This is a genomic window from Streptomyces sp. NPDC005533, from assembly GCF_042871845.1.
In the GTDB taxonomy this organism is placed as follows: Bacteria; Actinomycetota; Actinomycetes; order Streptomycetales; family Streptomycetaceae; genus Streptomyces.
The window spans coordinates 131,071-151,952 of sequence record NZ_JBIAJH010000017.1 but is presented as its reverse complement, the minus strand read 5'-3'; the positions used below and the strand labels follow the sequence as shown (position 1 = coordinate 151,952).

At 71.8% G+C, this 20,882-nt stretch carries 21 protein-coding genes and 1 tRNA gene; 5 read left to right on the top strand and 17 right to left on the bottom strand.

Annotated elements, in window-relative coordinates; genetic code table 11:
* Positions 1-32 precede the first annotated feature (32 nt).
* Entirely contained in the window at positions 33-1,556 is a 1,524-nt protein-coding gene (locus ACFYP3_RS19415; protein ID WP_388833742.1) for an RNB domain-containing ribonuclease, read from the top strand.
* A gap of 40 nt (positions 1,557-1,596) precedes the next feature.
* On the opposite strand, the gene ACFYP3_RS19410 is transcribed toward ACFYP3_RS19415, so the two are convergent.
* From ACFYP3_RS19410 to ACFYP3_RS19390, 5 genes are all read right to left on the bottom strand, one after another.
* Positions 1,597-2,577 (bottom strand): hypothetical protein, encoded by a 981-nt coding sequence (locus ACFYP3_RS19410; protein ID WP_388833739.1) that lies wholly within the window; start codon positions 2,575-2,577, stop codon positions 1,597-1,599.
* A gap of 6 nt (positions 2,578-2,583) precedes the next feature.
* Complete coding sequence (locus ACFYP3_RS19405; protein ID WP_388833736.1) at positions 2,584-3,033, bottom strand: hypothetical protein; 450 nt, start codon at positions 3,031-3,033, stop codon at positions 2,584-2,586.
* Positions 2,984-3,283, bottom strand: coding sequence for a hypothetical protein (locus tag ACFYP3_RS19400; RefSeq protein ID WP_388833733.1), 300 nt, complete (start codon positions 3,281-3,283; stop codon positions 2,984-2,986). The genes ACFYP3_RS19405 and ACFYP3_RS19400 overlap by 50 nt, the downstream gene beginning before the upstream one ends.
* Positions 3,277-3,666, bottom strand: coding sequence for a hypothetical protein (locus tag ACFYP3_RS19395; protein WP_388833730.1), 390 nt, complete (start codon positions 3,664-3,666; stop codon positions 3,277-3,279). The genes ACFYP3_RS19400 and ACFYP3_RS19395 overlap by 7 nt, the downstream gene beginning before the upstream one ends.
* 949 nt (positions 3,667-4,615) lie before the next feature.
* A tRNA-Pro gene (locus tag ACFYP3_RS19390) sits at positions 4,616-4,689 on the bottom strand.
* A gap of 104 nt (positions 4,690-4,793) precedes the next feature.
* Between ACFYP3_RS19390 and ACFYP3_RS19385 the strand changes: the two genes are divergently transcribed.
* The gene (locus ACFYP3_RS19385; RefSeq protein WP_388833727.1) at positions 4,794-5,372 is read left to right on the top strand and encodes a DUF309 domain-containing protein; all 579 of its coding nucleotides are present in this window, start codon (positions 4,794-4,796) and stop codon (positions 5,370-5,372) included.
* Here the strand turns inward: ACFYP3_RS19385 and ACFYP3_RS19380 are convergent.
* Genes ACFYP3_RS19380 through ACFYP3_RS19365 form a run of 4 tightly spaced genes read right to left on the bottom strand, consistent with a single transcriptional unit; the run spans position 5,349 to position 8,641 of the window.
* Positions 5,349-5,744: a VOC family protein gene (locus tag ACFYP3_RS19380; RefSeq protein ID WP_388833724.1), complete on the bottom strand. Its 396-nt coding sequence runs from the start codon at positions 5,742-5,744 to the stop codon at positions 5,349-5,351. The two genes, ACFYP3_RS19385 and ACFYP3_RS19380, sit on opposite strands and share 24 nt — an antisense overlap.
* A gap of 4 nt (positions 5,745-5,748) precedes the next feature.
* On the bottom strand, positions 5,749-6,399 hold the full coding sequence (locus ACFYP3_RS19375; protein ID WP_388833721.1) for a lactate utilization protein C: 651 nt from the start codon (positions 6,397-6,399) through the stop codon (positions 5,749-5,751).
* Positions 6,396-7,868, bottom strand: coding sequence for a lactate utilization protein B (locus ACFYP3_RS19370; RefSeq protein ID WP_388833805.1), 1,473 nt, complete (start codon positions 7,866-7,868; stop codon positions 6,396-6,398). Before ACFYP3_RS19370 ends, ACFYP3_RS19375 begins: the two co-directional genes overlap by 4 nt.
* A 17-nt stretch (positions 7,869-7,885) precedes the next feature.
* Positions 7,886-8,641, bottom strand: coding sequence for a (Fe-S)-binding protein (locus ACFYP3_RS19365; RefSeq protein ID WP_388833719.1), 756 nt, complete (start codon positions 8,639-8,641; stop codon positions 7,886-7,888).
* Positions 8,642-8,659: 18 nt separating this feature from the next.
* Here ACFYP3_RS19365 and cobF point away from each other — a divergent pair, with 18 nt between their 5' ends.
* Positions 8,660-9,412: a precorrin-6A synthase (deacetylating) gene (cobF, locus tag ACFYP3_RS19360; RefSeq protein WP_388833716.1), complete on the top strand. Its 753-nt coding sequence runs from the start codon at positions 8,660-8,662 to the stop codon at positions 9,410-9,412.
* Here cobF and ACFYP3_RS19355 read toward each other — a convergent pair.
* Positions 9,399-10,583, bottom strand: a complete 1,185-nt coding sequence (locus ACFYP3_RS19355) for an aminotransferase class V-fold PLP-dependent enzyme (RefSeq protein WP_388833713.1) — start codon at positions 10,581-10,583, stop codon at positions 9,399-9,401. The genes cobF and ACFYP3_RS19355 overlap by 14 nt on opposite strands.
* A gap of 196 nt (positions 10,584-10,779) precedes the next feature.
* Positions 10,780-12,483 carry an endo-1,3-alpha-glucanase family glycosylhydrolase gene (locus ACFYP3_RS19350; RefSeq protein ID WP_388833710.1) on the bottom strand — a complete coding sequence of 568 codons (1,704 nt, stop codon included), beginning with the start codon at positions 12,481-12,483 and terminating at the stop codon, positions 10,780-10,782.
* A 502-nt stretch (positions 12,484-12,985) separates the two neighbouring features.
* On the opposite strand from ACFYP3_RS19350, the gene ACFYP3_RS19345 reads away from it, so the two are divergent.
* Complete coding sequence (locus tag ACFYP3_RS19345) at positions 12,986-13,477, top strand: hypothetical protein (RefSeq protein ID WP_388833707.1); 492 nt, start codon at positions 12,986-12,988, stop codon at positions 13,475-13,477.
* A 102-nt stretch (positions 13,478-13,579) separates the two neighbouring features.
* Here ACFYP3_RS19345 and ACFYP3_RS19340 read toward each other — a convergent pair whose 3' ends face one another.
* The 6 genes from ACFYP3_RS19340 to ACFYP3_RS19315 all read right to left on the bottom strand — a co-directional run bounded on the left by ACFYP3_RS19340 (position 13,580) and on the right by ACFYP3_RS19315 (position 20,096).
* Positions 13,580-15,799: an NADP-dependent isocitrate dehydrogenase gene (locus ACFYP3_RS19340; protein ID WP_388833704.1), complete on the bottom strand. Its 2,220-nt coding sequence runs from the start codon at positions 15,797-15,799 to the stop codon at positions 13,580-13,582.
* A gap of 202 nt (positions 15,800-16,001) precedes the next feature.
* Positions 16,002-16,355: a DUF805 domain-containing protein gene (locus ACFYP3_RS19335; RefSeq protein WP_388833701.1), complete on the bottom strand. Its 354-nt coding sequence runs from the start codon at positions 16,353-16,355 to the stop codon at positions 16,002-16,004.
* Between the two features lie 317 nt (positions 16,356-16,672).
* Positions 16,673-17,509: a chitosanase gene (locus tag ACFYP3_RS19330; RefSeq protein ID WP_388833698.1), complete on the bottom strand. Its 837-nt coding sequence runs from the start codon at positions 17,507-17,509 to the stop codon at positions 16,673-16,675.
* Positions 17,510-17,618: 109 nt separating this feature from the next.
* Positions 17,619-18,701 (bottom strand): magnesium/cobalt transporter CorA, encoded by a 1,083-nt coding sequence (gene corA / locus ACFYP3_RS19325; RefSeq protein ID WP_388833802.1) that lies wholly within the window; start codon positions 18,699-18,701, stop codon positions 17,619-17,621.
* A 74-nt stretch (positions 18,702-18,775) separates the two neighbouring features.
* Positions 18,776-19,168 (bottom strand): molybdopterin-binding protein, encoded by a 393-nt coding sequence (locus ACFYP3_RS19320; protein WP_388833695.1) that lies wholly within the window; start codon positions 19,166-19,168, stop codon positions 18,776-18,778.
* 10 nt (positions 19,169-19,178) lie between these two features.
* Positions 19,179-20,096 carry a LysR family transcriptional regulator ArgP gene (locus tag ACFYP3_RS19315; RefSeq protein WP_388833692.1) on the bottom strand — a complete coding sequence of 306 codons (918 nt, stop codon included), beginning with the start codon at positions 20,094-20,096 and terminating at the stop codon, positions 19,179-19,181.
* A 69-nt stretch (positions 20,097-20,165) separates the two neighbouring features.
* Between ACFYP3_RS19315 and ACFYP3_RS19310 the strand changes: the two genes are divergently transcribed.
* Entirely contained in the window at positions 20,166-20,789 is a 624-nt protein-coding gene (locus ACFYP3_RS19310) for a LysE/ArgO family amino acid transporter (RefSeq protein ID WP_388833689.1), read from the top strand.
* Positions 20,790-20,882: the final 93 nt, after the last annotated feature.

The window sequence follows — 20,882 nt, the reverse complement described above, 5'->3', positions numbered from 1 at the left end:
CCCGCCTGTGGCCCCAGATCTACGCTCGGGGCATGCGACGCCGCCAGATGCACATGTCCGACGAGGCGCAGGCCGTCCTGCTGTCCGCGCTGCAGGAACTCCGGACGGAACTGAAGATCCCCACGAAGTTCCCCAAGCGCGTGCTCGCGGCGGCCGACGAGGCCGCGGCCAAACGGCAGCCGGCCGCCGAGGACCGCACCGACCTGCCGCTGTTCACGATCGACCCGCCGCAGTCCATGGACCTCGACCAGGCCATGCACCTGGAACGGCGGGCCGGCGGCGGTTACCGCGTGTACTACGCCATCGCCGACGTGGCCGCTTTCGTCGAGGCCGGCAGGCCGCTGGACGCCGAGGCCCACGACCGGATCGAGACGCTGTACTTCCCCGACCTCAAGGTCCCCCTGTACCCGCCGGTCATCTCCGAGGGACCGGCGAGCCTGCTGCCCGGCCGGGTCGTTCCGGCCCTGCTGTGGCAGCACGACCTCGACGCCTACGGCAAGGTCACCGCCTCGTCCGTGCGCCGCGCAAAGGTCTGCAGCCAGGCGAAGCTCAACTACCAGGGCGTCCAGCAGGACATCGACGCCGGAACGGCCCATGACTCCATCTTGCTGCTGCGCGAGATCGGCAAGCTGCTGGAGGCCGTCGAGGCAGACCGTGGCGGGATCTCGGTGAACCTGCCGGACCAGGAGGTCACCCTCAAGGACGGAACGTTCCAGCTGAGCTACGTGGCCACGCTGCCCGTGGAGGGCTGGAACGAGCAGATCTCCCTCATGACCGGGATGGCGGCGGCCCAGATCATGCTGGACAGCGGTACCGGCATCCTGCGGACGCAGAAGGAGACGTCCGATCAGGACGTCGTACAGCGCGTGCACGAAAACGCCGCGTCCCTGGGCATCGACTGGCCGGCCGGCCTCACGTACGCCCAGCTGGTGCGCAAGCTCGATCCGCACGACCACCAGCACATGGCCTTCCTCAGCGAAGCCACGGCGATGCTGCTCAAGGCGAAGTACACCGTCTTCCGCGACCACCAGATCCCGGACGACAAGCACCACGCGGCCATCGCGGCCCCCTACGCGCACTGCACGGCTCCGCTCCGGCGCCTGGTCGACCGGTACGCCGGTGAACTGTGCGTGGCCGCGTGCGCCGGGAAGCCACCGCCGGACTGGGTGCTGGAGGCCCTGTACTGCCTGCCCTGCGACATGGAGCGGGGGAAGGGCAAGGTGGCCGACCGCGAATCGGTGGACCTGGCGGAGGCCGCGGTGTTGAAGAACCGCCTGGGCGAGGTCTTCGACGTCACGATCATCAACACCGAAAAGGAAGCCGGCAGTCCGAAGGAGGGCACGGCGCACCTGGCGGAGCCCGCCGTCATGGGCAAGATCACGTCCGACACGCCCCTCACGCTGGGCGCGAGCGTCCGCGCCGAGCTCAAGCGCGCCGACCCGTTCTATGTCAACAAGCACAAGGTCCTCTTCAGAGTGGTGCAGCCCCCCTCACCTGCGTGCGCCGAGCAGGTGCAGCCGGGGCTCATCCACCGCGGGGGTGCCGTCGGAGGATGAACTGGCGCTTCGGAGGGACGACCGTGCTGTCTGCGGGCCGCTACGACGTGGCGCAGCCGAACTTCGCTGCGGCCGCCTTGGTGAAGGCGGTGAACAGGTCCTGGGGAGCGGGTGCGCCTGCGCCGAGGGATTCGGTGTACCGGGTGCCGGTCTCCATGGCGAAGTACGTGGGCTTGCCCGAACAATCGGAGAGGGTGTGGGTGGCGTCGAAGCCCTGCCCCGAGAAACCCTTCGACTTGCGTATTCCTGAGATGGCGGCGGGGTCCTGGGTCGCGGAGAAGGTGACATAGGTCTGCTTCGCACCCTCCCCGGTCGCCGTTCGGCATGCCCAGGTGGCACCTGAGTCCTGGACGGTTTCCCTCAGGACGGCAGGGAGTGTGAAGCCGGGCAGGGCGCACACGCTGCCCGCGGCGGCCGGTCGCTGCTCCGCCGCCGGGGCGATGCGGTCGGGGGCCGAAAGCGGGGCGGGCGCGGTGCAGCCGGCCCGGGCGCTGATCCGGTTCGCGGCGCCGGTCAGCAAGCGGACCAACTTCTCGGAGTCCGCGGTCTCGGCGGCGCTTCCCCACACCAGACCCGCCTGACTGTCCGTACAGGCCGCCGGGAGCTGGACCCAGGCGCGGCCGGGGGCGACGCCCCCGCCCGGGAAGAACGACGCCGTCGAGGCGTCAGGCCAGGTGCCGCCGGTGAAGGCGAAGTCGCCGCGTTCGCTCGTTCCGCGGACGAAGAGCTTCTGCGTGACGGATCCCGGCTGCGCGGCTGCGCTGCGCTCGATGACGCAGTCGAACCGGGTCCTGCCGTCGTCCGACCCGCTCAGCGCGCCCGGACGGCTGGTGATCCTGCCCGCGCCGGTGAGTACGGCTTCGGCGTCATGGGCCGACACCACGCCCCCGCAGAGGGCGGAGTCGCCGAACGTGTTCGTGTTCAGCCACAGATGCAGACCGCCCACTACGGCCATGGCGGCAACGGCGGCGGCGAGCACCGTGCGCGGGAACGTGGCCACCCGCTGCGGGGACGTGGTCACGGTGCTCTACTTCCTTGTTCGGAGGGCGGAGTAGGCGTCCTCGCGTCCGGTGATGTAACTCTGCTTGGCCTCGCCCTTGGCATGTTCGTGAGCCACGGACCCGTTGGCGCCCTGCCCTGTAGCAAAAGAGTCGATCAAGGAGTTCGTCGCGCCCACGCCGGCTGCGGCGTCCTTGCTCTCCTTCTTGAGCGCCATGGCCTCGTGCTCCGCCGCGACGTCTTTCGACCATTCGTAGGTGGCGGCGTCGATCAATCGCTGTGCCGGGTCGCCGATGATCGGGAACTGGGTGAAGAGTCCACCGAAGCCGTGGTAACCGTACCGGGCGGCGTCGTTCATGGTGCCGATCTTGGTGTCGCGGTCGTCGAGGGTGATGTCGGAACCGATCGCGTTCATCGCTCCGAAGACCTCACCGACGTGGCGGGCACGGTTGTCCCAGTCGCCGACGACGATGCGCATCGCGCAGGAGGCTCGCGACGGCCTTGGCCTGGATCTGCGCGGCGGAATATTCGTAGCGAGTGGCCGCGAAGCTCGTATGGGCCACACCGACGCTGATACCGGTCCAGTTCTGACCCATGGTGATCTTCTGGATGCTGTCGCCGTAGCGGGTTTCGACCTTCTTCAACTCGCCGGCCATGGAATCCCACTTGTCGGCGGCCGCTGTCAGCAGATCCAGGTCCGTGGTCATCACTTCGTAGTAGGTCAGCACCAGTGCCCCTGGATCCCGTTGAGCCGGGACTGACCGATCGGCCGGAACTGGTCACCCAGACCTGAGCCGTTGCGCACGAACAGGCCCGATGCGCCGCGCAGGGCGCTCTTCTCGGAGCCGAGACGGCCCACCAGGACCTTGACCTGCTTGTCCCACGTGTCCGCGAGCTTCTTCAAGCCGGAGACGGTGTTCCAGCCGTCGAAACCCTTCACGGCGGTGGTGGTCGCCTCGTCCGCGTGCTTCGTGGCCGTCTTGGTGTGCGGCTCCAGCTCGGTCTCGATCGTGTTCGCCGCCGCCGTCTTCTCGACCGGTGTCGACCCGAAGGTCCCCGATCCCCCTGGTGCGAGTGGACCTGCGGGAGCACCCGTGCCGTTCAACCGCATGTCCGCTTGCTGATTGGCAGAGCGGGCGCGTAACGCGCCCCTCTCACTCTCGAACTCCCCAGACACGTCCCGTGTCCTCCCCCTTGACCTGCTCGTGATCATAGACACGGCACCTGCGCGTACGTCGAGTGGGCTCACCGTCTTGACGCCCCTCATACGGCGCCCTGATCAATGGCTGTCGGCCTCCGCTGGCGAGGTCGAGACGCGCCTCCTCCAGGTCCAGGGAGCGCTGGAGCCACCGGCGGGTGGTGTCACTGGCGTGCTGTTCGTCGTAGAGCCGCCGGAGCTCGGCCGCCTCCACCCGGATGAGGTCTCGGCGCAGCAGCCGGTTGCATGACTGCGGACCGCTCGTTACGGCCTGGCCAGTGGGGAGCAGGACTGGCCTTTCAAGGTCGCGTGGGCGTGGCACATCCTGGTCCCGGCGCCGGCCGGCCTGACACGGAGCCCGTCGATCTCCCGAGCCAACCTCCCTCCGCCCTCGACAGCACCCACCTTCATCACGGCAACGAAGACCCGCTCCAGCCGAGGCTGGGTCGCCATCTCACCGCGCGTCGCCACCGCCCTCCGGCCCCGCGCGATCACAACGACCCGCACGCGGAGTGACCCTGACGCTCCGCTCACCGACCCGACCGCCGACCTCTCGGCCCCACCACGTCCTCGACCGCCTTCATCAACTGTCCGAGGATGTGGATGTCCCGCGGATCACCGTCCACGACCTGCGGCACCTGGCCGCCACCATCACCATCACCGCCGGCGTCCCCCTCGCCGTGGTCTCCATGACGCTGCGGCATTCAACCCCCACCCGGCAGGCCGCCCGCGAAGCCATCGCGCACCCTCACCGGAGCCGAGAAGGCCGGCGCCGACGCGAGCCGCCCGGCGTGGCCCCGGACGCACGAAAGGTCGTTCTCTCACGGATGAGAGAACGACCTCCGACCTGCTCAAAGCAAAGTCGGGACGACAGGATTTGAACCTGCGACCCCTTGACCCCCAGTCAAGTGCGCTACCAAGCTGCGCCACGTCCCGATGTGCCTGCGACCTGGGGTTTCCCCTGCTCGGTGGCACATGCAGAACATTACCCCACGCTGAGGGGTGTGCATGCACGGGTGACCCCCGGAGGGGAGGATGGGGTGGTGAACGCACGGGATCGGGATGTGGAAGGGCGGGCGCGCAGTGCGCGGCCCCGGGACGGGCTGGGGCGGCCGTTGCCGTACGGGGAGGCCGGGGTGGAGCGGCAGCCGGAGGGGGTGGTGCGCTCGCCCGGGGAGACCGTGCGGGAGGCGCAGCGGCTGCTGGACGCGGGGATGCCGTTCCACGCCCACGAGGTGTTCGAGGACGCCTGGAAGTCGGGGCCCGCGGTTGACGCCCCGCTCTGGCGGGGGCTGGCGCAGCTGGCGGTCGGACTGACGCACGCCGCGCGCGGGAACGCGGTCGGCGGGGCGCGGCTGCTGCGGCGCGGCGCCGCCGGGATCGAGGGGCTGGACGCGGGGCCGTACGGGATCGACGTGCCGGGGCTGGTGCGGTGGGCGCGGGAGCTGGCCGGGCGGGTGGAGGGCGGCAGTTCGGCGCAGGGCGGCGGTTCGGCGGAGGACCGCGGGTCGGCCGAGGACCGCGGTTCGGCCCAGGACCACGGGTCGGCGGAAGGCCGCGGTTCGGCGGTCGATCCCGTACGGGAGGCGCCGCGGCTAGCCGGCGGCGGGCTGGAGTAGGTCCCAGCGGTTGCCGTACAGGTCCTCGAAGACGGCGACGGAGCCGTACGTCTCGTGGCGCGGCTCCTCCAGGAAGCGGACGCCCTCGGCGGTCATCCGGGCGTGGTCGCGCGCGAAGTCGTCGGTGTAGAGGAAGAAGCCGACGCGGCCGCCGGTCTGGTCGCCGACGCGGGAGCGCTGGGCCTCGTCCTTGGCGCGGGCCAGCAGCAGGGCGGTTTCGGTGGCGCCGGGCGGGCGGACCACGACCCAGCGGGAGCCGTCCGGGCGGGCGGTGTCCTCGGCGAGGTCGAAGCCGAGGGCGCGGGTGTAGAAGTCGATGGCCTCGTCGTAGTCGTTGACGACCAGGGCGGTGAGGGCGATGTGGGAGGGCATGGCCCTATTGTGCGCCGAGGAGGACGACCTCCAGGGTGCGGGGGCCGTGGACGCCCTCCACCCGGTCCAGTTCGATGTCGCTGGTCGCCGAGGGGCCGGAGATCCAGGTCAGCGGGCGGGTGGGGTCGAGGCGGGCGAGGGCCTGCGGAACGGAGTCGACCAGCTGCTCGGGGACGCGGACCACGCAGACGTGGTGGTCGGGGATCAGGGTGATGCGGCGCCTGCCCTGGTCCGGGCCGCCGTCCAGGACGATCGTGCCGGTCTCGGCGACGGCCAGGGCGCAGCCGGTCACCACGCTGTCGACGGCGTCCAGTTCGTACGGGGTGGACTCGGCGCGGTCCGGGACGAGGGCGGCGTCGGCGGCCGCGAGCCAGTGCGCGGGCAGGGCGGGCGGGACGAGGACGGTCCGGGCTCCGCGCGCGGCGAGCAGTCGGGCGAGGAGCGCCGGGAGGCCGGCCCCGTCGGTGCGGTGGACCTTCGCCCGGTATTCGGACAGGTGCGCGGCCAGCAGGTCGGCGCTCTCGGCCGGGGTGCGGTCGGCGTGCACGTGGAGGTAGTCGCGCGGGACGTCCCCGACGGGCTCCGCGCCGGACGGCCGCTCCGGCTCCGACAGTGCCCGGCGGATGCGGGCCAGGATGCGGTCCTTGCTCGTCACTGCGGGTTCCCCCGTTCTCGGGCCCACCAGTCGCGGAAGGATTCGGCGGGTACGGCGGGCAGGTCGCGGCTGTCGGTCCAGGCGCGCCCCGGGCCGGGGAGCCGGCGGGGCGCCAGCCGGCGGGCGCGGGCCAGCAGCCGCTCCCCCGCACGCAGTGCGCCCGGGTGGTCCAGGAGCAGCCGGGCGGCGCGCATGGCGGCCCGTTCGGCCGTGTGACCGTGGGCCGGGCGGATCCGTACGCGGACGCCGTCCCGGGTCACGGGGCCGCCCTGGGCCACCCGTTCGCGCAGGTGGACGAGGACCTCGGGGATGTCGATGGCGACCGGGCAGACCTCGTAGCAGGCGCCGCACAGGGTGGAGGCGTAGGGCAGCGAGGCGTCGATCTCGCTGCCCGTGCCGCGCAGTTGGGGGCTGAGGATGGCGCCGATGGGGCCGGGGTAGACGGAGCCGTACGCATGGCCGCCGGCGCGTTCGTAGACCGGGCAGACGTTGAGGCAGGCGGAGCAGCGGATGCAGCGCAGGGCCTGCCGGCCGGTCTCGTCGGCGAGGGTGTCGGTGCGGCCGTTGTCGAGGAGGACGAGGTGGAAGGCGGCGGGACCGTCGCCGTCCGCCCCCTTCGAAGGGCCCAGACCGGTCCACATCGTCGTGTACGGGTTCATCCGCTCGGCCGTCGAGGAGCGCGGCAGGGTCTGGAGGAAGATCTCCAGGTCCCGGAAGGTCGGGACGACCTTTTCCACGCCCACGACCGAGATCAGGGTCTCGGGCAGGGTCAGGCACATCCGGCCGTTGCCCTCGGACTCGAAGACGACCATGGTGCCCGTCTCGGCGACCATGAAGTTGGCGCCGGAGACGGCGACCTTGGCGCGCAGGAACTTCTCGCGCAGGTGCAGCCGCGCCGCCTCGGCGAGTTCCCGGGGGTCGTCGCCGAGCGGTTCGGGCGCGGGCCGTCCCCACTTCCCCATCTCGGCGCGGAAGATGTCGCGGATCTCGGCCCGGTTGCGGTGGATGGCGGGGACCAGGATGTGGGAGGGGCGGTCGTGGCCGAGCTGCACGATGAGTTCGGCGAGGTCGGTCTCGTACGCGGTGATCCCGGCGGCCTCCAGGGCCTCGTTGAGCCCGATCTCCTGGGTGGCCATGGACTTGACCTTGACGACCTCCCGCTCTCCGGTGGCGCGGACGAGGTCGGTGACGATCCGGTTGGCCTCGTCCGCGTCGGCGGCCCAGTGGACGGTGCCGCCGGCGGCCGTCACCGCCGCTTCCAACTGCAGCAGGTAGCGGTCGAGGTGGCGCAGGGTGTGGTCCTTGACTGCCTTGCCCGCGGCGCGCAGCCGGTCCCAGTCGGCCAGTTCGGCGACGGCCCGGGCCCGCTTGTCGCGGATGGTGTGCGTGGCGTGCCGGAGGTTGGCGCGCAGCACCCCGTCCCGTACGGCCTCGCGGGCCGCCCCGGGGAAGGCGGGGAAGGCGGGCATGCCCAGGTCGACTCCGGTCACGACAGCGGCTCCTCCTCGGTCGCGGCCAGGATCTCCGCGAGGTGCACGGCCCGCAGCGGGGCGTCCGCGCGGCGCAGCAGCCCGTCGAGGTGGGCGAGGCAGGAGTTGTCCGCCCCGCACAGCACCTGCGCGCCGGTGGCCGTGGCGGCCGTGATCTTGTCGGTGCCCATCGCGGTGGACACGTCCGGGTTCTTGACGGCGAAGGTGCCGCCGAATCCGCAGCACTCCTCGGCGCCCGGCAGCTCGACCAGTTCCAGGCCCTTGACGGCGGCCAGCAGGCGGCGCGGCCGGTCCCCGAGGCCAAGACCGCGCAGGCCGTGACAGGAGGGGTGGTAGGTGACGGTGTGCGGGAAGTAGGCGCCCACGTCGGTCACCCCGAGCACGTCGACCAGGAACTCGGTCAGCTCGTATACCCGGGGCGCCAGGGACCGGGCGGCCTGCGCCAGCGCGCTGCCGCGGCCCTCCGCCGCCGCCTTCCGGCCGATGCGCGGGTAGTGCTCGCGGATCATCGCGGCGCAGGAGGCGGAGGGGGTGACCACGTACGGGTAGCCGGCGAAGGCCTCCGCGGTACGCCGGACGAGCGGTTCCGTCTCGTGCCGGTAGCCGGTGTTGTACTGCGGCTGCCCGCAGCAGCTCTGGGCCGTCGGGAAGTCCACGTCGACGCCGAGGCGCTCCAGCAGACGTACGACGGCGACGCCGGTGCGCGGGTACAGCGCGTCGTTGACGCAGGTGACGAACAGGGCGACGCGCATGACGGGCAGAATAGCCGGGTGAAGAAGTTCTCAGTGATCGGCATAGGCGCGGGCGACCCGGACCACCTGACCCTCCAGGCGGTCAGGGCGATCGGCGCGGCGGACGCATTCCTCATCCTCGAGAAGGGCGAGGAGAAGTCGGACCTGACCGGGCTGCGGCGGGCGATGCTCGACGCGCACGCCCGGCCCGGCCACCGGCTGGTGGAGGGCCGCGACCCGGACCGGGACCGGGCCCCCGCCGACTACGCACCGACGGTGGACGGCTGGCGCAGCGCGCGCGCCGAGATCTTCGAGCGGTTCATCGCGGAGGACCTCGCGGAGGGCGAGACCGGGGCGTTCCTGGTGTGGGGCGACCCCTCGCTCTACGACTCCACGCTCGCGATCCTCGACGAGGTGCTGGAACACGGCCGGGTGGCCTTCGAGCACGAGGTCGTGCCGGGCATCAGCAGCGTCTCCGCGCTGCTCGCGCGGCACCGGACCAATCTGAACCGGGTCGGGCGCCCGGTCCAGATCACCACCGGGCGCCGGCTCGCCGAGGGCTGGCCGGACGACGTGGACGACGTGGTCGTGATGCTGGACGCGCGCCACGCCTTCACCGCCCACCTCGACCAGGACCTCCACATCTACTGGGGGGCCTACGTCGGCACCCCGGACGAGATCCTGGTCTCGGGGAAGCTCGCGGAGGTCGCGGGGCGGATCGAGGAGCTGCGCACCGAGGCCCGCGCCCGCAAGGGCTGGATCATGGACACGTACCTGCTCAGGCGCGGCTGACGGCCCGGTCGAGGTACTCGGGCAGGGCCGCGGCGAGGCGGGCGTACTCCTCGGGCCGGTTGTAGATCTGCCCACAGACGCGGATGCCGCCGCCGCCCGGCCGGGGCCAGATCAGCACCCGGACGCGCAGTCGCGCCGCGAGCTCCTCGCGCAGGGCGCAGGCGTCGTCCAGGGTCTCGGCGACGCCCGGCGGCAGCAGCAGGGCGCGCATGGCGAGGCCGTCGGTGTGCGGGAGGGGCGTGAGCCCCGGCAGGTCGGCGAGCAGCGCCGCGCCGTGGGCGGCGAGGGCGCTGTTGTGGGCCCGGACCTTGGCCGCGTCGAGGCGTTCGATCAGGTCCAGTCCGTCGGGGGCGGCGAGCCAGCCGGTGTAGTCGGCGGTGGCGCGGTTCTCGACGGAGCGCGGGAAGCCGTGGTGGTCCTCCCAGGACGGTACGAGCGCGCGCACGCGGGGGCGGTGCTGCGGGGCGACGGCGAGGACCGCGCTGCCGGAGGGGGCGTACCCCCACTTGTGGAGGTTCCCGAACCAGAAGTCCGCGCCGCCGGCGAGGGGGTCGGCGAGCATGCCGGGGGCGTGCGCGCCGTCGACGACGGTGGTGACCCCGCGCTCCCGCAGGTCGGCGAGGAGCCGGGGGGAGGCGATGATCCGGGCGGTGGGTGAGCTGACCTGGTCGAGCACGGCCACCCGTGTACGGGGCGTCAGCGCGGCCAGTACCGTCTCGCGTACGGCGTCCTCGTCGGGCAGGTGGGGATCGAGGGCGACGGTGGTGACCGGGGCGCGGCGGGCGGCGGCCGCGACGACGGTGCCGTAGCCGTGGTCGGTCACCAGGATCTCGTCGCCGTCGGCGAGCGGGACGGCGTCGAGGGCGAGGTTGGCGCCTTCGGTGGCGTTGGAGACGAACGCGAGCCCGTCGGGGTCGGCCGCCAGGTGCGCGGCGATCCGGGCGCGGGCCGCGGCGAGGCGGTCCGGGACGGAGAGGAAGAAGGCGTCGGGATCGGCGTGCGCCTCGGCGCGCAGCGCGGCCTGGGTCTCCTGGACGGGGAGGGGGACGGCTCCGAAGGAGCCGTGGTTCAGGTGGGCGACGCGGGGGTCCAGGCGGAACAGGGCGGGCCCGCCGGGGAACCCTGCGGGCGGCTCGGCGGGGGAAGGGGCGGAGCGGGTCGGCGCGGGCATGCGACCTCCGGGGGTGCGGCGCGGGTGTCGCCCGGATCATCTCCCGGCGGCCGCCACGGCCGGTAGACCGCCGCCGACGGCCGCGCTGCCGCGCGGGCCCCGAGGGGCGCCGCCCCGGGCCCTCCCCCGGCCCCTCCTCCGGACCCTCCGCCCGGGGGCCCCGCGCCGCGAACGCCGGCGGGGCCGAGGTTTGCGTCTACGGCTCGCGGCCGCTCGTCGCCGCGTAGTACTGGAGGTCCTGGACCTCCACCGTGGGGTCGACCCGGTACGGCAGGTCGACCTTCGCCGTGGCCTCGCCGTCGCGGACGGCGTGCGCCGAGCTGCTGCCCGCCTTCAGCGGCAGCAGCCGGGAGTGGATCCCGGCGGGGGCCTCATGGCTGCCCTTCACGGATCCGACGGTCGTACGGACGGTGGCGGGGCCGGAGAGGAAGCTGAGCACCTCCACCGTGTCCCGGGGCGGGGCGCTGCCCTTGCGCAGCGACATCACCAGCGACTGGTCGCCCGTCGGGTCGGCGTTCGCGAACTGGGTGCGCGCGGTGAGGTACAGGGTGTCGCGGACGATGGTGGGCCGGCTGCCCGTCTTGAACCGGGTCAGGTAGTACGAGGTCAGGTCCAGGTAGGCGTACCCGTTGTGCAGGGAGGGTGCGAACTGGCTGCCCTCGGAGTAGTCGTTCCAGGTGGTGAGCTGCACCCAGTCCGCGCCGTCCTCGATGGCGTGCGTCCAGGTGGAGCGGAGCGTCGCGGTGTTGCCGGCCTCGTCGTAGATGCCCTGGTTGGGGCGGGCGTCCTGGACCGACACGGGCTGCATCCAGATCTTGCCCATGTCGTGGGCCCGCTGCACGTCGCGCGTGGAGCTCTCCTGGCCGACGTAGCTGCGGCTGCCCCATTCGGAGAACCCGTGGCTGATCGGGGCGAACTCGGCGCTGTGGGCACCGAAGTCGAGGAAGAGCGGGACGAAGGCGGTACGGATGCCGTGGTCGGACTTGAGGGCGCCGATCACCTCGGTCCACCAGGCCACGCCCTTCGTCTCCGCCTTGAACGGGGAGACGACGAGCCGGCCGTCGGGGAGCCGGTGCGCGGCGGGGGCGTCGGCGAGCGTCGCGATCGCCGTCGCGAGCTCGCGGGGGTCGTCGGTCTTCAGCGAGGTCATGTCCGGCATCAGCATGATCTTGAACGCCGGGTCCACGGAACGGGCCGCGGCCATCAGCAGGTTGGAGCGGTCCCAGTTCTTGCCGGAGAGGGAGAGCAGGTCGAGGGTGAAGCCGTCGATGCCCGCCGCGCGGGCCGTGCGCACCTCCTGCTGGAGGTTGGCGTACTCCCAGTCGCCGCTCTTCGGCGCCACGGGCAGGGGCCGGTCGCGCAGCAGCCCGCCGTACCTGCCGTGCTTCCCGCTCTCGCCGTCGGGGTCGAGGTAGTTGCGGGTGTAGTAGTCGTTGTCCGCGCTCGCGTTGTCGAGGGACAGCGGGTACGGCGTGAAGTAGTGGGCGAACACCAGCTTCTTGCCCGCTTCGCCGGAGCGCAGGACGGCCGGCTGCGGCATGTCGAAGGGCAGGGCGCCGGAGGGGCGTTCGGCCCCGGTGTCCACGGCGCCCCGGGGGTTGCCCTTCGCGGCCGCGCCCTTGGTGGGGGCCGGGGTGCCGGCCGGCGACGGGGTGCCCGGCTCGGTGGCGCCGGCCGTGGCGCCGCCGACGGGCCCGGTGGCCCGGGGGACGTCGACGGGCGGGACCGAACCGCCTTGTACGGACGTCCCGTCGAGGGGGTCCCAGGCGATGCCGGTGGCCGCGCAGACACCCACCAGGAAGAAGGCGGAGAGCAGCAGGGCGAGCAGCGGTCTTCGGCCGCGGAAGACCGGCCGACGCCGGTGCGACACGGGCCGGTGCACGCCGGGCACGCCGGGCACGCCGGGTACGCCGGCCGTGCGGGTCGGGCGCCGCCTCCCGCGGCCCCTCCCGTGCCCCGTCCCGTGCTCCGTTCGCCGGTCCGCTGTCATGCTCGTCCCTCCCGCGCATATGCCCCGAGCGGGGGCTGCACAGCAGTAGAGCCCAATACCGGCGTGCGGACAACCGTTCCCAAGTGCCCCGGCCCGGGCACCTACGTCACCCGGACCACCGGAACTACGCCGCCGCGCCGACGCGGGGCGACGCCGGCGTTCTCCAGGGGCCCGATGGAAGAGGCGTCCCCCGCCCGTCGGCAAGCCGCCGGACCGGCTTCTGCGTGAGCTGGAGGGGATCGGAGGGGGATATCCGACCAGGCCCAGCGGTTCGTGACCTGCGGGGCTGAAGACCTCCTTGCCGGAATGCGACATTCCCCTGGTCTTGCGGCACAAGTGGCGCATAATCGTCGTCACGCGGCTCGAACGAACCCTCTTGCCGCACTTGGTCACGCATGCAATGGGGGGCATCGTGCCGATGAGGGAATCCCTGTCGAGCGGAACGCTTCCGGCGACCTCCGCCGAGATGTCCCGCCTGCTCACCGCCGTCCGGCGGGGACGGGTGCTCACCGTGGCGGGCGGCCTGCGCGAGCCGCGGAGCCTGCTGGTGCGGGAGATCGCGCGACGCCTCGCGTCCAACTTCTACGACGGGGTGGCCGTCGTCGCCATGGACCCGCTCCACGGGGGCTACGGCCTCCGCGAACTCACGGCGGAGCTGACGGCCGGGCCGAGGGCCGAGCCGGGCTGCCCACCCGGCACGCGCGCCCTCCCCCGCGGAACGGCGAACGCCGCCTCGTGGCTGGCCGAACGGGACATGCTGCTCGTCCTGGACGGCGCGGAACAGCTCGGCCCGGACGCCCTGGCCTGGCTGCGGAACCTGCTGTCCGTGGCCCCGGGGCTGCGGATCCTCGCCGCCGGCCGCTCCCCGCTCGCGTTCGACCAGGAACGGATCCACCACCTCTGAGCCGCTGCGCGGGCCCGGCGCACCGGGGCCGGGATACGGGTCCGCCCCGGCCGGGCGCGAGGCCGGCCGGGGCGGAACACGTACGACTGCGCGGGGCCGGGATCAGCCCAGGGTCGCGATCGCCTGGTTGAAGGTCGCGGACGGGCGCATGATCGCCGCGGCCTTCGTGGCGTCGGGCTGGTAGTACCCGCCGATGTCGGCCGGGGAGCCCTGCACCGCGATCAGCTCGCCGACGATCTTCTCCTCGGACTCGGCCAGCGTCTTGGCCAGCGGGTCGAAGGCGGCCGCCAGCTTCGGGTCGGCGGTCTGGCGGGACAGCTCCTGCGCCCAGTACAGGGCGAGGTAGAAGTGGCTGCCGCGGTTGTCGATGCCGCCCAGCTTGCGGCTCGGCGACTTGTCCTCGTTGAGGAAGGTGCCGGTCGCGCGGTCCAGGGTGTCCGCGAGGACCTGGGCGCGGGCGTTGCCGGTGGTGGTGGCGAGGTGCTCGAAGGAGACGGCCAGCGCGAGGAACTCACCGAGGGAGTCCCAGCGGAGGTAGTTCTCCTTGACGAGCTGCTGGACGTGCTTCGGGGCCGAGCCGCCGGCGCCGGTCTCGAAGAGGCCGCCGCCGTTCATCAGCGGGACCACCGACAGCATCTTGGCGCTGGTGCCCAGCTCCAGGATCGGGAAGAGGTCGGTCAGGTAGTCGCGCAGCACGTTGCCGGTCACCGAGATGGTGTCCTCGCCGCGGCGGATGCGCTCCAGGGAGTACGCGGTGGCCTTGACCGGGGAGAGGATCTCGATGGTGAGACCGTCGGTGTCGTGGTCGGCGAGGTACGTCTTGACCTTGGCGATCAGCTGCGCGTCGTGCGCGCGGTCCTCGTCCAGCCAGAAGACGGCCGGCACGCCGGTGGCGCGGGCGCGGGTGACGGCGAGCTTGACCCAGTCCTGGATCGGCAGGTCCTTGGTCTGGCAGGCGCGGAAGATGTCGCCGGCGGCGACCTCCTGCTCCAGGACCGTGTTGCCCGCGGCGTCGACGACGCGGACGGTGCCCGCGGCGGCGATCTCGAAGGTCTTGTCGTGGCTGCCGTACTCCTCGGCCTTCTGGGCCATGAGGCCGACGTTCGGCACCGAGCCCATCGTGGCCGGGTCGAAGGCGCCGTGGGCGCGGCAGTCGTCGACGACGACCTGGTAGACGCCGGCGTAGCTGCTGTCCGGGAGGACGGCGAGGGTGTCGGCCTCGGCGCCGTCCGGGCCCCACATGTGGCCGGAGGTGCGGATCATGGCCGGCATGGAGGCGTCGACGATGACGTCGGACGGCACGTGCAGGTTGGTGATGCCCTTGTCGGAGTCGACCATCGCCAGGGCCGGGCCCTCGGCGATCTCGGCGTCGATGGACGCCTTGATCGCGTCGCCGTCGGGCAGCGCGCCGAGGCCGTTCAGGATGGCGCCGAGGCCGTCGTTGGGCGACAGGCCGGCGGCGGCGAGGGTCTCGCCGTAGCGGGCGAAGGTCTTCGGGAGGAAGGCGCGGACCACGTGACCGAAGATGATCGGGTCGGAGACCTTCATCATCGTGGCCTTGAGGTGCACGGAGAAGAGCACGCCCTCGGCCTTGGCACGCTCGATCTGGTCGTTCAGGAAGGTGCGCAGGGCGTCGACGTGCAGGACGGACGCGTCCACGACCTCGCCGGCGAGGACCGGTACGGAGTCGCGCAGCACGGTGGTGGCGCCGTCGGCGGCGACGTGCTCGATGCGGAGCGTGCCGGCCTCGGCGATCACGGCGGACTTCTCGGTGGAGCGGAAGTCGTTGGCGCCCATGGTGGCGACGTTCGTCTTCGACTCGGGGGTCCAGGCGCCCATGCGGTGCGGGTGCGCCTTGGCGTAGTTCTTCACCGAGGCGGGGGCGCGGCGGTCGGAGTTGCCCTCGCGCAGGACCGGGTTGACGGCGCTGCCCTTGACCTTGTCGTAGCGCGCGCGGATCTCGCGCTCCTCGTCGGACTTCGGGTCGTCCGGGTAGTCCGGGAGGGCGTAGCCCTGGCCCTGGAGCTCGGCGATCGCGGCCTTGAGCTGCGGGATCGACGCCGAGATGTTGGGCAGCTTGATGATGTTGGCCTCGGGGGTCTTCGCCAGCTCACCGAGCTCGTGGAGGGCGTCGGCGATCCGCTGGCTCTCCTCCAGGTGCTCGGGGAAGCTGGCGATGATCCGACCGGCCAGGGAGATGTCACGGGTCTCGACATTCACACCGGCCGTCGACGCGTACGCCTGGATCACAGGCAGGAAGGAATACGTCGCGAGGGCCGGGGCCTCGTCAGTGTGCGTGTAGATGATGGTCGAGTCAGTCACCGGATGCTCCGCTCCACAGTCTGCGTCTCTCGTCTGCAACATTGCTCGACATCAAGATATCTCGTGATCGGGCCGGTCTGGACAGCCCCCTGCCGCCAGTGCGGGAGACGCGTGTCACGCCCGGGCCCTCGGAACGGCGAAAGCGCCGCCCCGGCTGTTTCCAGCCGGGACGGCGCTCAGGCTTACTGACCCAGGGGCCAGATCAGGCCATGACGGCCTTCGGGTTCGGGCCGTACTCGTTCGGCTGCGCGTTGCCCTCGAGGGCCCACATCACGATCAGCGCGATCCAGCCGAGGATCGGGATGAAGTACAGCAGGAGCCACCAGCCGGACTTGTCGGTGTCGTGCAGACGACGGACCGCGAGACCGAGGAACGGCAGCAGGACCGCCAGGCTGTACAGGCCGGAGAGGATGCTGTTGGCACCGATGACGGTGTCGATGATCCCGATGACGATCGAGACGGCCAGGTTGCACAGGAAGAACATCCAGAATTCCTGGCGGCGGGCGCGGCCCGAGAAGACGGCGTACTTCTTCAGAACGTCTACGTAGTAGTTCATGGGGTCCCCCCAGAGGACGGTTGGTCGGCCCGTCCTGCTGGAGCAAGCCGGGGCAGAACTTATGCCCCCTTTACGTCACGGTCAAGCCAGTTGACGCGGAGCCAAATCGGCCAGGGTGCCCGATTTCCGGCACCACGGTTACGAGTTCGGGACACTTCAGAACCGTGTTGTCCGAAGTCACCCGAAACGTCCGCACCATGGGCCCACTTGACAGCCCGGCAGCCGCCTGGATCGTTATCCACATCGTTACCGCGCCGCGACACCGCGGCCCGGACGGGGAAGAGCTCCCCTCCCGGGCCGCGGCGGGCGATCGGCCGTCAGCCGATGTGGAACGAGTCCCCGTAGACCTTCCAGTCGAGCGGGGTGTTGAGGTTCAGGTTGCCCTTCTTGAGGAAGACCCGCTGGGCGGTGTCGACCCGGCTGGTGTCACTGTGCGCCTCCTCCTGCTTCATGGCCCAGACCCGCGCGTCGAGGAAGGCGTTGAGATACGCGGTCTCGTTGCCGCCCTGGGACGGGGGCTTGGCCTTGGACAGGGCGCGCTTGCGGATGTTGCGGAAGCTGGTGGAGTCGGTGCCGTCACCGTGCATGACGATGGCGTCGTAGTAGACGAACTGGCCGAGCACGCCGATCCCGTCGGACTTGCCCTGCTGCACGGCCGGGTTGAAGTAGACCCGGTCGCGCTCGTGGTCCTGGGCCTTCTTGAACTCGGCGTCCTGGGCGGCCTTCGCCCAGTCCTTGGTGAAGTTGGGGTCGAGGCCGGCGTGCGAGTCCGTGCCGTCGACCCTGCGCAGGGCGGGAAGGTATTTGGCGAGGACGTTGCCGGGCTTGACCTGCGTGTAGTACTCGACGAGGTCGAGCATGTCGCCGGTGCCGGAACAGAAGCCGATGATGCCGGCCGTGTAGCCGCGACCGTCGTCTATGTCCTCTATGTACTTGTACTGCGCCTTCCAGTCCAGCGAGGAGTTCTCCGCACTGGAGACGATCTTCATGGCGATCTCCTTCTTCGCCGGATCGTCGAGCCCTGCGGCCGCTGCCGCCACGGTCTGCGCCGTGGGGGCGGGGGCCGCGGTGGCGTGGGCGGCGAGGGGGACGGCGAGCAGGGCGCTGCCGAGCAGCGCGCCGATCGCGAGCGTCTTGCGGTGGGGGGTGAACACAAGGCCTCCGTGGGGTAGTTGAGGCGTCCCGACTTCGTTAGGAAACTTTACTACCAGAGCTGACGACAGCTCAAGACCCGTGCGCACCACAGGGAATGGACCCGTCCGGTCAGAGCCAGCCGTTGCGGCGGAAGCCGCGGTGGATGACGAAGCAGGCCAGGGCCATGACACCGAGGACGAGCGGATAGCCGTAGGTCCAGTGCAGTTCGGGCATGTGGTCGAAGTTCATGCCGTACACCCCGCAGACCATGGTCGGGACGGCGACGATGGCCGCCCACGCCGTGATCTTGCGCATGTCCTCGTTCTGGGCGACGGTCACCTGCGCGAGGTGCGCCTGGAGGATGGAGTCGAGGAGGTTGTCGTAGGCGCCGATCTGCTCGGTGGCCCGGGTCAGATGGTCGGCTACGTCGCGGAAGTACGCCCGGATCTCCGGCGGGATGACCGGTATCGGCTGCGTGGCCAGCTGCTCCAGGGGACGGCTCAGCGGCGCCACCGCCCGCCGCAGCTCCAGGAGTTCACGCTTGAGCTGGTAGATCCGGCCGGCGTCGCCGCGGCCGCCGTTCTCGCTGAACACCGCCGTCTCGACGGCGTCGATGTCGTTCTGCACGGCGTCCGTCACGGCCACGTAGTCGTCGACCACGTGGTCGGCCATCGCGTGCAGGACCGCCGCGGGCCCCTTGGCCAGCTGGTCCGGGGAGGCCTCCAGCTCCTCGCGGACGGGGCCGAGGGTGCCGCGGCCGCCGTGCCGGATGGTGATGACGAAGTCCTCACCGGTGAACGCCATCAGCTCGCCGGTGTCCACCACCTCGCTGGTCGCGGTCAGTTCCTCGTGCTCCACGTACCGCACGGTCTTGAACACGGAGAACAGCGTGTCGTCGTACCGCTCCACCTTCGGGCGCTGGTGCGCGTTCACGGCGTCCTCGACCGCGAGGGGGTGCAGGCCGAAGAGCTCGGCGAGCCCCGCGAGCTCGGACTGCGACGGCTCGTGCAGGCCGATCCAGACGAAGCCGTCGCCCGCCTTGCGGACCCGGCGCAGCGCCTCCTCCACCTCGGCGCAGTCCGCCTGGCGCACGCCGTCGCGGTAGACGATGCAGTTGACCACCGCGCTGCCGAGCGGGGAGCGGGCCGGGTGGCTGAGGTCGACGGCACGGCGGTAGCTGCGGCGAACGGCCCGGCGCAGGTTGCTGAACATGGACAAGGACGTACTCCCCTTCGGCGGATCAGCGGCCAGTCTGCCATCGCCTCCGGGACGTCCCCCGTCAGGGCTCAGAGGCGGTCGATGAACACGCTCGTCGACTTCACGCGCGCCGTGGCCCGCGCGCCCACCTCCAGCCCGAGCTCCTCCACCGCCTCGCGCGTCAGCAGCGAGACGACGCGGTGCGGGCCGGCCTGGATCTCCACCTGCGCGTCGACCGTGCCCAGTTTCACGCCGGTCACGATCCCGGGGAAGGCGTTGCGCGCCGAGGTGTACGGGGCGTCCTCGCCCTCGGCGGCCTCTCGCGCGGCCTCGACGCAGAACGCGGCCAGGTCCGGCCCGTCCACCATCCGCCGCGTGCCCTCCCGGCGGGTGGGGAACCGGTCCGCGTCCGCCCAGCGACGGGCCGTGTCGACGCTGACGCCGAGCAGCCGGGCCGCCTGTCCGATCGTGTAGGACTCCATGGCCCGCAGCTTAGAGCCCCCGGTGTGCGGGGCTGCGCAGCGCCTCCCCGGCCGCCACCGCGATCACCTGCGCCACTGTGGACAGGGCCGGCGAGTCGAGCTTCCACTGCTGCCAGTACAGCGGTACGTCCAGGGGCCTCAGGGGTTCCAGCAGCACCAGTTTCCCCGTCCGCACCAGCGGGCCTGCCTGTTGCTCCGGCACCAGCCCCCACCCCAGTCCCGCGACCACCGCGTCCCGGAACCCCTCGGAGGTCGGAACGTAGTGCCGCACCCTTCCCGCCACGGCCGCCGCGTCGCCGGTCAGCGACCGGACGAAGGCGTCCTGGAGGTCGTCCTTCCGGTCGAACACGATGGTCGGCGCCTCCCGCAGGTCCCGCTCGGGCGCCCCGGTCAGGTACCGGGCGGCGAACCCGGGGCTGGCCGTCGGCAGGTACCGCGCCAGGCCCAGCATCCGTACGCTGCACCCCGCCACCGGGTCCGGCGAGGAGGTCACCGCCGCCATCACCTGCCCCTCCCGCAGCAGCGCCGTCGTGTGCGACTCGTCCTCGCGGTGCAGTTCGATGGAGACCGGCGGGTCCTGGGGCACGCGGGTCAGCGCCGGCAGGAACCAGGTGGCGAGGGAGTCCGCGTTCACCGCGATCGGCAGCCGCACCGGGCCCGTCCCCTCGGCCATGCCCAGCTCGGAGCGCGCGTCCCGCTCCAGCCGGGCCAGCTGCCGCGCGAAGCGGACCACCACCTCCCCCGATTCCGTCGCCCGCACCGGTTTCGTCCGCAGGAGCAGGACCCGCCCGGTCCGCTGCTCCAGCGCCTTGACGCGCTGGCTGACCGCGGAGGGCGTCACGTGCAGGGCGGCGGCCGCCGCGTCGAAGGTGCCCTCGTCCACCACCGCGAGCAGCGTGCGCACCTGGTCCAGGGGAAGCTCGTCCATCACGAGCACTAATGGTACGTAAAAATCATTAGCTGTACTGAATCGGCTGCGCTGCCTACGGTCGACGACATGACACACGGCATCCTCACCGCGGCCCTCGCCGGCTTCGGCACCGGCTTCTCCCTGATCGTCGCCATCGGCGCGCAGAACGCCTTCGTCCTGCGCCAGGGCGCGCGCCGCCATGCGGTCCTCGCCGTGGTCGCCATCTGCGCACTCTCCGACGCGGCCCTCATCGCCCTCGGCGTCGCCGGTGTCGGTGCCTTCGTCACCGCCTGGCCTGCCGCCCTGACCGCGGTCGGCCTGGCCGGAGGCGCCTTCCTCGTCTGCTACGGGGTCCTGGCCGCCCGCCGGGTGCTGCGTCCCACCCCGGGGGCCGCCCTCACCGCTGAGGGGGCCGCCGCCGGATCCGCCCGCGGGGCCGTGCTGACCTGTCTGGCGATGACCTGGCTCAACCCGCACGTGTACCTCGACACCGTCCTGCTCGTCGGCTCCCTCGCCGCCGACCGCGGCGACCTGCGCTGGGCCTTCGGCATCGGGGCCGTCCTCGCGAGCCTGACCTGGTTCACCAGCCTGGGGTACGGGGCCCGGCTGCTGAGCGGCGTGCTCGCCCGGCCCTCGGCCTGGAGGATCATGGACGGGCTCGTCGCGGCGACCATGGTCACCATGGGCGGCCTGCTGCTGGCCCGCGCCTGAGCCGCATGTCGACGCGGGTCGTCGGCGGGAGCCCGGCATAGTGCTGCTGCCGACGCCCCGACGCCCCGCCGACCTGCCGACCCGAGGGCGACC

Coding starts and splice junctions, on each gene's coding strand:
- ACFYP3_RS19380 (WP_388833724.1), bottom strand. CDS start 5,744: ATGCCCTCCCACATCGCCCTCACCGCCCTGGTCGTCAACGACTACGAC.
- ACFYP3_RS19365 (WP_388833719.1), bottom strand. CDS start 8,641: ATGCGCGTCGCCCTGTTCGTCACCTGCGTCAACGACGCGCTGTACCCG.
- ACFYP3_RS19395 (WP_388833730.1), bottom strand. CDS start 3,666: ATGCGGTTGAACGGCACGGGTGCTCCCGCAGGTCCACTCGCACCAGGG.
- ACFYP3_RS19355 (WP_388833713.1), bottom strand. CDS start 10,583: ATGCCCGCGCCGACCCGCTCCGCCCCTTCCCCCGCCGAGCCGCCCGCA.
- ACFYP3_RS19320 (WP_388833695.1), bottom strand. CDS start 19,168: ATGGAGTCCTACACGATCGGACAGGCGGCCCGGCTGCTCGGCGTCAGC.
- ACFYP3_RS19315 (WP_388833692.1), bottom strand. CDS start 20,096: ATGGACGAGCTTCCCCTGGACCAGGTGCGCACGCTGCTCGCGGTGGTG.
- ACFYP3_RS19335 (WP_388833701.1), bottom strand. CDS start 16,355: ATGAACTACTACGTAGACGTTCTGAAGAAGTACGCCGTCTTCTCGGGC.
- ACFYP3_RS19310 (WP_388833689.1), top strand. CDS start 20,166: ATGACACACGGCATCCTCACCGCGGCCCTCGCCGGCTTCGGCACCGGC.
- corA (WP_388833802.1), bottom strand. CDS start 18,701: ATGTTCAGCAACCTGCGCCGGGCCGTTCGCCGCAGCTACCGCCGTGCC.
- ACFYP3_RS19405 (WP_388833736.1), bottom strand. CDS start 3,033: ATGCGCATCGTCGTCGGCGACTGGGACAACCGTGCCCGCCACGTCGGT.
- ACFYP3_RS19415 (WP_388833742.1), top strand. CDS start 33: ATGCGACGCCGCCAGATGCACATGTCCGACGAGGCGCAGGCCGTCCTG.
- ACFYP3_RS19370 (WP_388833805.1), bottom strand. CDS start 7,868: ATGCCCGCCTTCCCCGCCTTCCCCGGGGCGGCCCGCGAGGCCGTACGG.